This window comes from Winogradskyella wichelsiae (assembly GCF_013403925.1).
Classification (GTDB): Bacteria; Bacteroidota; Bacteroidia; order Flavobacteriales; family Flavobacteriaceae; genus Winogradskyella; species Winogradskyella wichelsiae.
In genome coordinates this window covers 36,889-50,257 of sequence record NZ_JABFDJ010000010.1, presented here as the reverse complement: position 1 = coordinate 50,257, position 13,369 = coordinate 36,889, and the positions used below count along the sequence as shown (strand labels likewise).

The window sequence follows — 13,369 nt, the reverse complement described above, 5'->3', positions numbered from 1 at the left end:
AGTTTAATAATAAATTATTGAAATGAGTATAATAGACAACTTAAATCATATAAAATCTACCTTACCAGAACACGTTACTTTAGTGGCCGTTTCTAAAACAAAACCTGTAAGTGACTTAATGGAAGCTTATAATGCAGGACAGCGTATTTTTGGAGAAAATAAAATCCAAGAAATGGCTGAGAAACATGAAGAAATGCCAAAAGATATAGAGTGGCATATGATTGGTCATGTACAGCGAAATAAGGTAAAATACATGGCTGAATTTGTAGATTTAATTCATGGCGTAGATAGTTTTAAGCTACTCAATGAAATTAATAAACAAGCCGAAAAATACGACAGAACTATAAACTGTTTATTTCAAATTAAAATTGCTGAAGAGGATAGTAAATTTGGAATGTCTGCAAGTGATGCTTCTACCCTGCTACAATCTGAAGAATTTTTAAATTTAAAGAATATTCACATTGTTGGTCTCATGGGAATGGCTACATTTACAGATGATCTTAAGCAGGTTGAAAAAGAGTTTCAATTTTTAAAAAACACATTTACAGAACTTAGAGCTTCCCATCCCGATCTTAAAACAATAAGTATGGGAATGAGCGGAGATTATCAGTTAGCCATTAAAAATGGTAGTACTATGGTTCGTGTTGGAAGTAGTATCTTTGGAACTCGAAATTATAATAATTAACTCAATTAATAATACAACGTTATTTACGCAATAGTAGACATAGAAACCACAGGCGGAAAGTTTAATGAAGAGGGAATTACAGAAATTGCAATTTACCAATATGACGGTCACCAGGTTACGGATCAATTCATCTCTTTAGTTAATCCAGAGCGCGACATTCAACCTTTTGTAGTTAATTTAACAGGCATAAATTCGAAAATGCTTAAAAATGCTCCAAAATTTTATGAGATCGCTAAACGCATTGTTGAAATTACTGAAGATTGTATTATTGTAGCTCATAATTCTTCTTTTGATTATAGAATTTTAAAGACTGAATTTAAACGCTTAGGATTTCCTTTTAAGCGCAAAACGCTTTGTACTGTAGAGCTTTCTCAGCAGTTAATTCCTGATATGCCTTCGTACAGTTTAGGCAAATTAACACGTTCTTTAGGCATACCGATTAGTGACAGACACCGAGCAAACGGTGATGCTATGGCGACTGTAAAGTTATTTAAAATGTTACTTAATAAAGATTTAGACAAAGTTATTGTCAAGGATGCTATTAAAGTTGAACAGAAATCTAAAATAGCCCCCAATTTAAAAGATATCATTGATAAATTACCTGCGGATACTGGTGTATATTACATCTACAATGCAGATAGTGAGATTATTTATATTGGAAAAAGTAACAATATTAGAAAGCGAATTATTCAACATTTTACGGGTACAAATTCAAAATCTAAAAAAATTCAAAAGTTTGTACATACAGTTACTTATGAAAAAACAGGTAGTGAGTTAGCTGCCCTTTTAAAAGAAAGCGCAGAAATTAAAGCTAATAAGCCTATTTTTAATAGAGCTTTACGTAGAACAATTTTTACACACGCCTTATATCAATTCGTTGATAAAAATGGCTATATAAATCTACATATCGATAAATCTAACAGGGAAGAAACACCTATTACAACTTTTAGTACAAGAGGTAGTGCTAAAAGTTTTATGTTTAAAGCCGCTGATACTTATAACTTATGCCAGAAATTAACAGATTTGTATGCGACAAAAACAAGCTGTTTTAAATATGATGTAAAAGAATGTAAAGGTGCTTGTGTTAATGAAGAACCTGCTGATGTCTATAATCAACGTGTACATGAATTAATAGATAAATACAGTTATCAAAACAAGGATATGCTTATTATTGATAAAGGACGAACTATTGAAGAAAAAATTGTTTTTTTAATTGAAAATGGAATTTTTAAAGGCATGGGATTCTTTGATTTGAATCATCAAATTAATAATAGAGCCATTTTAGCATCGATTATAACTCCTATGGAAAACAATAGAGATACACAACATATTATTCAAAGTTATATGCGCCGTAATAAAAGACTAAAAATTGTTGAACTAAATAAATAATTTTAGTTATTGTATTTTAACATCTATGGAATCTCAGAAAAATAATAACTGGAAAAATAAAATTCACGAGGTAATCTACGAAGCAGATACTCCTTCCGGAAAACTTTTTGATATCTTACTTTTAGTATTCATTATTTTTAGTATCGTTTTAGTGATGCTTGAAAGTATTGTAAGTATTGATCGCGAATATCATGACCTTTTATATATAGGAGAATGGGTCGTTACAATTTTATTTTCAATAGAATATATTTTAAGAATTATTTCAGTCAAAAAACCATTAAAATATGTTACCAGTTTCTTTGGGATTATAGATTTACTGTCTACAATACCAATGTATTTATCCTTTGCTTTTGTAGGTTCTCAAGCATTGGTTACATTAAGAGCACTACGATTGCTTAGAGTTTTTAGAATTTTAAAATTAGCCCGTTATCTTGGGGCTTCAAACCACTTAAGAGCATCTTTAGTCGCTAGCCGTGTAAAAATTTTAGTTTTCTTGTTTGCTGTAGTGATTACATCTGTTATTTTCGGAACTATCATGTATTTAGTTGAAGGAGAAGCTAATGGTTTTGATAATATTCCTAAGAGTGTTTATTGGTGTATTGTTACATTAACTACCGTTGGCTTTGGAGACATAGCCCCACAAACAGCACTAGGTCAACTAATTACTTCTTTTATAATGATATTAGGATACGGTATTATTGCTGTACCTACAGGAATTGTATCTGCTGAGTATGTAAGAGCTGGTAAAAAATCTGATGAAGAAAATGAAGCTTTAATAGCTAATAACAATCAACAACAAAAAGCACCTACAAAGGATCTTATTGTACATTTAAATTCGCAACATTGTTCAAATTGTCATGTTTCTAATCACAGAGACAACGCTGATTTTTGTTATAATTGTGGAAATCAACTCCACCCTTAAATTGCAAATTTAAATATGGTTAAAACACCTTCAAACTTTACGATTGCTATTGTCGGTCCTACGGCAATCGGTAAAACAGCATTAAGTATTAAGCTTGCTCAACATTATAATGCAGAAATAATTTCAGCAGATTCACGTCAATTTTATAAAGAAATGACTATCGGGACTGCCGTGCCTTCAACTAAAGAATTAAGTGAAGCAAAGCATCATTTTATTCAAAATAAGTCAATTAAAGATACATTTACCGTTGGAGATTTTGAACGTGAAGCTATTTCTAAAATAAAAGAGTTGCATAAAGATCATACTTTTACTGTTATGGTTGGAGGTTCTGGATTGTATGTAAAAGCTGTTACTAATGGATTAGATTATTTCCCCGAAGTAGACCCAAATATTAGAACAGAACTTAATAACAGATTTGAAACAGAGGGTTTGCATTCCTTACAACAACAATTAGAATTATTGGATGTAGAAACTTATAATACTATAGCTATTGATAATCCTAAACGTGTTATTAGAGCTTTAGAAATTTGCATTGGCACAGATAAGACGTATTCTTCATTTTTAACCAGACCAGAAAAGCATCGTGATTTTAAAACAATAGCAATTGGTTTAAATGCTGAACGATCTATTATTTACGATAGAATTAATCAGCGTGTGGATATAATGGTCGCAAATGGTCTATTGGACGAAGCTAAACGTCTTTTGCCGTTTAAAGATCTTAATGCTTTAAATACTGTAGGTTATAAAGAGTTATTTCAATATTTAGAAGGCCACATAACTTTAGATTTTGCTATTTCAGAAATAAAAAAGAATACTAGACGTTTTGCTAAAAGACAACTTACATGGTTTAGAAAAGATGAATCTCTAAAGTGGTTTGATTATGAAACTGATTTATCTACTATTATAGCATATATTGATCAACAGATATAAAAAAAATCCAGCTCAATGAGCTGGATTTTAATTTATATAGGTAAAGTTTTAACTTACTTATTATTTATTACTAACCTAAACCCTTCTCCGTGAATGTTTAAAATTTCAACATTTGGATCTGGTTTTAAGTATTTACGCAATTTAGCGATATAAACATCCATACTACGAGATGTAAAGTAGTTATCATCTCTCCAAATTTTTGTTAATGCTAATTCTCTCGGCATTAAATCATTTTCATGCAAAGCTAATAAGCGTAACAATTCGTTTTCTTTTGGTGATAATTTAGAAGGCTCTTCACCATCTAATTTAAGGAAACGTAATTTAGAATTTAAATCGAACCGACCAATTTTAAATTCAAATTGTTTACTATCTGCAACCGTATCTTTAGCTTTACGTTGCATAATAGCTTTAATTTTCATCAATAAAACTTCACTATCAAAAGGCTTATTCAGATAATCATCTGCACCTACTTTATAACCTTTAAGAACATCTTCTTTCATGGCTTTTGCCGTTAAGAAAATAATTGGCACATCTTCGTTTTTCTCTCTAATTTCTTTAGCTAATGTAAACCCATCTTTATAAGGCATCATTACATCTAGAATACAAAGATCATAATCATCTTTTTTGAACTTTTCAAAGCCTTCCATTCCATTTTTGGCATGGACAACGTCGTAATCGTTCATCATTAAATAATCTTTTAAAACAGTTCCAAAATTTGGATCGTCTTCTACCAAAAGAATCTTTTTATTTTGCTCTTCCATAATTCATTTTTTATGATATTAACGGCATCTTTATAACAAAAGTACTGCCTTTTCCTTTTTCACTTTCTACTGATATATGACCTTGATGGTCCTCTATTATTTTCTTTACATAAGCTAAACCTAAGCCATGCCCTTTAACATTATGTACATTTCCAGTGTGTTCTCTATAAAACTTTTCAAATACACGTTTAGCAACAGCTTTAGACATTCCATTTCCTTGATCAACTACTTTTAAAATAACATTATTTCCTACATTTTCAGTGTAAACATCTATCTTAGGTGGATCATCAGAATATTTTATAGCATTATCTAATACATTGACGACCACATTCGTAAAGTGTGTATCATTTGCTAAAATTGATGCATGATCTGCATTTAAATGACTTTTAACATAACCTTGTCTATCTTCTACAATTAACTCTACGTGGGTAATAGCATCTTCAACTAAGTCGTGTAAGTCTATTCGTTCCTTACTTATATTAAGTTCATTTTTGTCTAACTTTGAAATACGTAATACATTCTCTACTTGAGCATGCATCCGTTTATTCTCTTCTTTTATCATTCCAAGATAACGTAAAACCTTTTCTTGGTCGCCTATAATTTTTGGGTTTTTAATGGAATCTAAAGCTAAATTAATTGTCGCAATCGGCGTTTTAAACTCATGCGTCATATTATTAATAAAATCTGTCTTAATCTGCGAAATTTGACGTTGTCTTATCAATTGATAAATAGCACTAGAATATGCCAATATTATAATACCAGTAAACACAATAGAAAGTACAATTAGCCATAATATAGAGGATAATAAATACTCTCGTTGTCCTGTAAAATCTACATAAAGTTTATAACTACTATCGTTGTTACTATCTAAAAACACTAAAACTCCGTAAGTGTTTCCTTCCATTAATTCGAAATTATCAGATTTTACTTTGGTCGCTAAATCATCATCGTAAATCGCAAATTCAAAATCAAGATCAATGCCTTCATCTCTAAATTCTCTTCTTAAAAAAGTTTCTACTTGCTGTGCTGTAATACGTTTATAAACAGGCTTATCTTTTAATAAGGTTTCAAAACTATCTTCATAAAACTGCTTATCTAAAGCACTTAAAGAAGAATACTCTCTTATTTTTGTTTCTGGATCTATTATTCTATTACCATCAATGGTTGTGTTATTATAAATTTCAGTAACACGCTCACTAGATAATTTACTAATATTAAAACTATCTGCATCAATTTCAAAGAACAATGAAGGGACTCTAAAACGTTCTTCTAAAACCGTATTTCTGTGAATAATAGTTTTATCATTAACATCATCTTCCGTAGCTATAAATAACTGTTTTATAATAGATGAATCAGCCTTATTATCCTGACTTAAATAAGGTTGAATTTTCATAAAAAAATCGCGATATTCATAATCCTCAATAGCCTGAGAAACTAAGCTCAACGATCGTTTTACACTAAACGTGAAGTTTTTATCTTCATTCTCTAAACTATTGTTTATAAAAAATGCTTGCACAAAAATAATTCCTATGAGAGATAAACTCATTAAAATTATCAATATCACGAATAGTTTTTTGTTCATTTCTCAAATTTAACATTTTAACATTTAGAGTAAATTAGGTTTAACCTAATGTTAACAAATGAAAACCTTTAATTAGGGATTTAACTTTTTCAGTAAAGAATTATGAATTTTAAGGGCTTGTTTTTTAGCTTCTTCTAAGTTATTATTAATAATTATAAAATCTGATGCTTTTATCTTATCGTCATCAGACCACTGATTATTTATAATTGTTTTAACCTTTTCTTTTGAAGATCCATCACGCTGCATTACACGCTCTATTCTAAGAGTCTCATCAGCAATAACTGTTATTATAAAATCGTATTGATCTTGATGATTATTTTCAAATATAATAGCAGCCTCCTTTATGACATAAATTGAGTCCTGATTTTTAAGCCACGCCTTAAAATGTGATGCTACTTTAGGGTGTACAATGGCATTCATTTTAGAGAGTAAACGTTTCTCATTAAATATTTTAGAAGATAAAAAAGCTCTGTTTAATATATCATCTTTATAAGCTTCCGTACCGAACAACGCTATAAGTTGACGTCTAATAACCTTAGAACGATTCATTAAAGCCTTAGCTTCATCATCAGCGATATAAACAGGAACACCTAATGATTGAAAATATTTTAAAATAGTCGTTTTACCACTACCGATACCACCTGTTAATCCTACCACCATATTATAATTCTATAAAATCTATTTGCTTTTGCTTAATCTTAACATGCTTAACAAATTCTGAAGATTTAACCACTTTGGGTATTAAGAATGTTTGATGGTCTTCAATTTCAGAATAATCACATTCTACTTTAAAATCTGAAGTCTTAATGGTGTTATACTGATCTAAATCTACATAATAAGATAATGTTACAGTTTTAGGAAAGTAATTTATACTAACATTATTTGGTTGATTTACTACCGTTATTGGCACTTCAATCACACCTTCTGTAAAGCGAGCCACACGCCCTGTAACATCAACTGATTTTGGAAATACTTCTACATCCTTAAAATTAGAAATATCTAAAACTACAGTATTCTCAATATTAGTTTTGACATCTTTTAAAACTAATTTTTCTGTTACAATTGCGTTTATTTCACTCACTTCTATCTGAGAACCAACAACTTTTACACTATCTGTAGCTAAGATAAACTTGCCTTTTAAATCATATCCTACTGAATAATTAATATCGTTTTGAAACTTAATAGGCACTATTTTAGAAGCTCTTTTGGCGTATGGAATTAAGAGTGTATCTGGTATTAATGAAATGACGTCAAATGAATTACCTAATTGACGCTCTATAAGATATTTGTGCTTAAAAACATCAAAAATAAAATATTTTGATGTTTGTGTTACATCGGTTCTTGCATTAATTGTTAACTCTACAGAATTATCGAACATAAAAGGCATTAATGAAAACCCTTTAGTTTCGACGTAAGCTTGAATATAATTTGTTGTATCTTTTTTAATTAAAATTTCATCATCTAGATCACTAAACCTTACATTTAACTTGATAGTTTGCTTGTAATCGTTAGATAATTTTGAAAAAATTAAAAAGACAAAAGCAACTATAAAAAAGAGACTAAACCTTTGAAAGCTTTTCTTTTTTATATAATCGAGTATGGTCGTTTTCTTTTTAGAACTCATTTTTAATTTAAAAAAAATAATTGAGGAAATGATTTTTTAGGATCTCTTTTTAAAATCAATATATAAAAAGTAGATTTTAAAAACCCAAAACCATAACCAAAAAATTGAATGCCTATTGCTAATAAAGACTGTATTGCCACACTAAAACTTCTATTTGAAATTAGGGCCAATATAAATGCAACTACAGAATAAAATCCATATAAATATAATGGTAAATTAAGTTGAAACAATGCTAAGATTGTAGCAATTATAAAACCAAGGCTAAATATTGTAGGAAACCAGTAAACAATACTTTTAGAACTTGGATGCCATTGATTAAGTATAGGTCTAACCATACCAAATTTATTTACTTGTTTATAAAATTTAGACCAAGATATACGTCTTTTATGATAAACAAATGCATTTTCTATCAATGTGGTTTTAAAGTTTAATTGATGTAAACGCAAAGATAAATCAGGATCTTCACCTGGGTGAATTTTACCGAATCCACCTGAAGCTAAAAATGCTTTTTTAGATAACCCCATATTAAAACTTCTTGGTTGAAAATCTTCAATTTTTTGTTTTCCTCCTCTTATACCACCTGTGGTTATAAAAGATGTCATCGAAAAATTAATGGCTTTCTGAAGGTTAGAAAACGAAGGGTGTGCAGCATCTGGTCCTCCAAAACAATCATAGTAAGAATTATCTAAAAAGGTTTTTACTTCAATTAAATAATTAGAAGGCAACAACACATCAGAATCTAAGATAATAAAATAGTTCCCTTTTGCCTTTTTCATACCATAATTTCTAGAATCTCCTGGGCCAGAATTTGACTTAAAATAATAAGAAATATTTAATTCATTTTTGAAACTTTTAACAACCCCTTCTGAAGATTCTGTAGAACCGTCTTCAATAATTACAATTTCATAATCATCTTCCGTTTCTAATTTTAAAAAACTATCTAAAAGCTCTTTAATTTCGTTAGGTCTATTATAAACCGGGATAATAAATGAAAAATTCATGCGCTCCATAGACTACAAAGGTAAATAAACCAATCACAAAAAGTAATGCATACTTTGCTTTAAATACAGACATTTCAATTTAATTTTATTCAAAATAAATCTCTTAGAATTTAAGCATAAAAAAGCCGCTATACAGCGGCTTTAATATTATTAATAAAGTGTTTTAAACAAATTACTGCTTCATCACTCTTATCGTTTCTGTAACATTACCTATTGTTACTTTAACAAAATAAGTACCTGTTTGTAAAGTAGACATATCTAAATTACTGTTTAAAGTATTAGGATTAGCCCTTAATACTTCTTGACCTAACATGTTATACATTGCTACCTGCTCTATTGTATTTTTAGCATTTAACGTTAATGTATTTTTAACTGGGTTAGGGTAATATGTAAATGCTGCCTCGTTTTCAAAATCTCCAACGCTTAAAGTAGCATTGAATGCTGAAACTGAAAAAGCTTCTACTTCATCACCTCCATATTCCCAAACTCTAAAGTAAACGATCTCTCCAGCTACTAAACCGGTTAAACTCAGTTCTGAAAAACTTGCTGTTGCTGCACCGTCATCATCACAATCAATAGACGTTAACGCACCACATGTACCTGTGAATGCTTCAATAACAGAATCAAATGTAGTTGTACCAGTATCTGAATCAGGACCAACTTCAAAAGTAATATCACCTGATGCCGGAACAATTACTGAATACCAAACACCTGAACCATCAGAACCACAAGAAGCAGCTTCCGCATCAGCCGTTGCTCCTGCAACAGTTCCATCAACAGGGTTGTCAGCAAAAACTCCTCCTGGTGTTAAAGCAATTGCATTTGCACAATTATCATTGTCAGGTAATGTGACAGTAGTAAAAGATTGCTCTGCGCAATCTGTCGGTGCACCTATAAAATTAGATGGTGTAATAGTCACATAATAAGTAGTACCATTTAATAAAGCTCCAATTTCTGTTGTTAAAACATTTCCTAAAGTTTCAAAATAAACATCTGATAAACCAGAAGCAGTACCTACTGTTACATCGTAATTATCTACTTGCCCAGTCGCTTCAGACCATGAAATATTACCACTTACTCCAGTATTTACAGTTTCTGTTAAAACGGCATCACATGCTGGTGCGCTAGAAACAGTAAAAGTAACGTCTAAATCAATATCGAAATACACAATGTCTGGAAAGTTATCAATATTATTCGAGGTAATAGTAATCGTGGTAAACCCAGTAACATCCATCCCATTAAAATCAACGTCACATCCTGCAGAAATACTCGTTCCATCCGAAATACCACCAACAACTGCTAGATCAAAATCATACCAAACTCCACAATACTCAGTAGATCCGCCTGATCCATTGTAATGCGATGTAAAATCACCTAATGAAATTGCTGTGATTGGATCACTACCGTTCACAGTAATATCAGTGCTTTCAATAGTTAATACCGTTGGATCAGAGTCAGCTCCATCAGCTGCAAAATTTTGTGAAACTTGAGCATAACCGAATGACAAAAGCCCAAAAACAAATAAAAATAATAAAGTAATTTTTTTCATAAAATCATATTTTAAGTTAGTTATTCTCTAAAAATATGTTAAAACTTTATAATATTATTAAATCCTATCAAGCAATCGACTAAGCACACATATTAACGACAAATAGCGGTTTTTAACCTTGAGTTTACTTTCGATTCATATAATATGCTACTAAAATTAAATTATACCCACAAAAAAAGCCTTTACATTAAATTAATGTAAAGGCTTATCTTAAAAAATTGATTTATTTATTGCTTATCTACAAAGGCTTCCATAACAGCATCGCTTACTCCCATATTACTAAAACCTCCATCATTATAAAGGTTTTGCAGTGTTACACGTTTTGTTAAATCGCTAAATAATGTTATCGTATAATTAGCACAGTCCATTGCTGTAGCATTTCCTAACGGCGACATTTTATCTGCATAAGAAATAAAACCATCAAACCCTTTAACACCACTCCCGGCTGTTGTTGGTGTTGGTGATTGAGAAATAGTATTAACACGTACTTTTTTATCTTTTCCGAAGAAATAACCAAAACTACGCGCTACACTTTCCAAAAATGCTTTGTTATCTGCCATATCATTATAATCTGGAAAAACACGTTGAGCAGCCATATAGGTTAAAGCGACTATACTCCCCCACTCGTTCATAGCATCTGCTTTATAAAGCGTTTGCATTACTTTATGGAAAGACATTGCAGAAACATCTGTTCCCTTTTGCGTCCATGCATAGTTTTGATCAGTGTAGTGTTTACCTTTTCTTACATTGATAGACATACCTATAGAATGTAAGACAAAATCAATTTTACCTCCTAAGATTTCCATAGATTGCTCTACTAAGTTTTTAAGATCTTCTTCAGAAGTTGCATCTGCAGGAATGACTTGAGATCCTGTTTTTTCAGCCAGCTCATTAATTTGCCCCATACGCATTGCTACTGGTGCATTTGTTAATACAAACGTTCCACCTTCTTCGTGCACACGTTCTGCTGTTTTCCAAGCGATAGAATTTTCATCTAATGCTCCGAATATGATACCTCTTTTTCCTTTTAGTAAATTATATGACATCTTCTTTTAGTTAAGTTGTTTTTTAATTGAGTATAAGTTGTTGTGTTGAATAATTTTCAAAGATAATGTTTATAATTAAAATGCAATTATAATCCGTTTTTCAAACTATAATTAATCGTTTTAATTACAGCAATCAATTTAATAATTGTTTTGCATGTGCCATGGCAGAATCTGTAATAGACAATCCTCCTAACATTTGAGCAATCTCTACGACTCTTTCTTCTTCATTTAGTTTTTTAAGATTGGTATGTGTAATGTCTTCAATATCCATTTTATAAACTTTAAAGTGCGAACTCCCTTTTGCCGCAATTTGTGGTAAATGTGTAATTGCAAAGACTTGCATTGTTCCACTCATTTGTTTCATAATGTCTCCCATCTTATTAGATATTTCACCAGAAACTCCGGTATCAATTTCGTCAAACATTATCGATGGTAGTTGAATATATTCTGCTAAAATAGATTTAATAGCTAACATAATACGAGATAACTCACCTCCTGATGCTGATTTTTTAAGTTCATTAAACGTAGAACCTTTATTTGCCATAAACAGAAATTGTAAATTATCTTTTCCATTTTTAACAAAATGGTTTAGTGGTTTTAACTCTACTTTAAACTTTGCGTTTGGCATACCTAACTCTGTAAGAATAGCTTCTAATTTAGAAACAAACACAGGGATTATTTTTTTTCTATTCTTATGAATTTTTAAAGCTAATTGATCTAATTTCTCATTTGCTTTTAAAATTTCTTGCTCCTTCTCTTTAATTGATTGATCTAAACTTTCTGTATTATTAATCTTTAATTGTAAATCGTTACGAATTTCAATTAATTCGTTAATCTCTAAAACAGAATGTTTTTGAAATAAATTATTTATAATTTGAAGCTTACTATTGATACGCTCTAACTCTTGTGGGTCTGAAGATAATTTGTCTTCTAGATTGTCTATTTCTAATAAGACATCATCTAATTCAATACTGACACTGGCTATACGTTCTTTTAAATTTTCGTAAGAAATACCAAAAGTTGCAATTTTAGACAATTCTTGTTTTACAGAATTAAGTTGGTCTGTAATTCCTAAATCTTCAGTACTTAAAATTGATTTTACGCTTGTTAATTTCTCTCCAATTATCTCTACGTTATTTAATTCTTCGTATTGAGCTTCTAAATCTTCAAGATTAATTTTCTCTAAATTAACTTCATTTAATTCTTTAGATAGAAAGAGATTATAATCGTATTCTTTTATTAATTCTGCTTTAGATAACTTTAATTCTTCTAAAGACTTTTCTAACTTTTTATAAATTCTTAATTGCTTTAAAAATTCTTCTAAATTTAATTTATTTGCTGCTAAAGCATCAATGACCTTAAATTGATAATCGTCTTGAGTTAACTGCTGGGTTTGGTGTTGCGAATGAATATCTATAAGATTGGTACTCAAAACACCTAGAGTTTCTAGAGTTACAGGACTGTCGTTGATAAACGCCCTGGATTTTCCTGATGGTAAAATTTCTCTTCTAATTATAGTTTGTACATCATAATCTAAATCTAGAGATTTAAACAGTAAACTTAAATCGTAATTAGCTATATTAAATACAGCTTCTATAATACATTTTTCATTGGCATCTTTAACCTGACTTAAATCTGCTCGTTTGCCTAAAACTAAAGATAAACCACCTAATAGAATAGACTTACCCGCACCTGTTTCTCCTGTAATAATGGTTAAACCGTTATTAAATGAAACATTTAACTCATCTATGAGCGCGTAGTTTTTTATGTAAAGAGATGTCAGCAATCTTATATAATTTTATTAGTGTAAAATTAAGATTTTACGAGTTAGTAAAATGAAAAAAAACTTTAAATTTTGAAAGTTTTAATACGTTAGATAA

General features: G+C 30.3%; 12 protein-coding genes. 4 read left to right on the top strand and 8 right to left on the bottom strand.

Annotation, left to right across the window (positions count from 1 at the left end):
* The first annotated feature begins 22 nt into the window (after positions 1-22).
* From HM985_RS16375 to miaA, 4 genes are read left to right on the top strand one after another with little or no spacing between them, the layout of a single operon-like run.
* Positions 23-685 (top strand): YggS family pyridoxal phosphate-dependent enzyme, encoded by a 663-nt coding sequence (locus HM985_RS16375; RefSeq protein WP_179377294.1) that lies wholly within the window; start codon positions 23-25, stop codon positions 683-685.
* 21 nt (positions 686-706) lie between these two features.
* Positions 707-2,074 (top strand): exonuclease domain-containing protein, encoded by a 1,368-nt coding sequence (locus tag HM985_RS16370; RefSeq protein ID WP_179377335.1) that lies wholly within the window; start codon positions 707-709, stop codon positions 2,072-2,074.
* Between the two features lie 25 nt (positions 2,075-2,099).
* A complete protein-coding gene (locus HM985_RS16365; RefSeq protein WP_179377293.1) occupies positions 2,100-2,996 on the top strand; it encodes an ion transporter in 897 nt (298 codons plus the stop codon).
* A gap of 15 nt (positions 2,997-3,011) precedes the next feature.
* A complete protein-coding gene (gene miaA / locus HM985_RS16360; RefSeq protein ID WP_179377292.1) occupies positions 3,012-3,926 on the top strand; it encodes a tRNA (adenosine(37)-N6)-dimethylallyltransferase MiaA in 915 nt (304 codons plus the stop codon).
* 53 nt (positions 3,927-3,979) lie between these two features.
* Here miaA and HM985_RS16355 read toward each other — a convergent pair whose 3' ends face one another.
* The 8 genes from HM985_RS16355 to recN all read right to left on the bottom strand — a co-directional run bounded on the left by HM985_RS16355 (position 3,980) and on the right by recN (position 13,275).
* Complete coding sequence (locus HM985_RS16355) at positions 3,980-4,687, bottom strand: response regulator transcription factor (RefSeq protein ID WP_179377291.1); 708 nt, start codon at positions 4,685-4,687, stop codon at positions 3,980-3,982.
* Positions 4,688-4,697: 10 nt separating this feature from the next.
* A complete protein-coding gene (locus tag HM985_RS16350; protein ID WP_179377290.1) occupies positions 4,698-6,233 on the bottom strand; it encodes a sensor histidine kinase in 1,536 nt (511 codons plus the stop codon).
* Between the two features lie 108 nt (positions 6,234-6,341).
* Complete coding sequence (coaE, locus tag HM985_RS16345) at positions 6,342-6,929, bottom strand: dephospho-CoA kinase (RefSeq protein ID WP_179377289.1); 588 nt, start codon at positions 6,927-6,929, stop codon at positions 6,342-6,344.
* A gap of 1 nt (position 6,930) precedes the next feature.
* Positions 6,931-7,893, bottom strand: coding sequence for a YbbR-like domain-containing protein (locus tag HM985_RS16340; RefSeq protein ID WP_179377288.1), 963 nt, complete (start codon positions 7,891-7,893; stop codon positions 6,931-6,933).
* Positions 7,894-7,895: 2 nt separating this feature from the next.
* On the bottom strand, positions 7,896-8,903 hold the full coding sequence (locus HM985_RS16335) for a glycosyltransferase (RefSeq protein ID WP_179377287.1): 1,008 nt from the start codon (positions 8,901-8,903) through the stop codon (positions 7,896-7,898).
* 163 nt (positions 8,904-9,066) lie between these two features.
* Positions 9,067-10,443 (bottom strand): T9SS type A sorting domain-containing protein, encoded by a 1,377-nt coding sequence (locus tag HM985_RS16330; RefSeq protein ID WP_179377286.1) that lies wholly within the window; start codon positions 10,441-10,443, stop codon positions 9,067-9,069.
* A gap of 227 nt (positions 10,444-10,670) precedes the next feature.
* On the bottom strand, positions 10,671-11,489 hold the full coding sequence (locus HM985_RS16325; protein ID WP_179377285.1) for an enoyl-ACP reductase FabI: 819 nt from the start codon (positions 11,487-11,489) through the stop codon (positions 10,671-10,673).
* Positions 11,490-11,622: 133 nt separating this feature from the next.
* Positions 11,623-13,275, bottom strand: coding sequence for a DNA repair protein RecN (recN, locus tag HM985_RS16320; RefSeq protein WP_179377284.1), 1,653 nt, complete (start codon positions 13,273-13,275; stop codon positions 11,623-11,625).
* Positions 13,276-13,369: the final 94 nt, after the last annotated feature.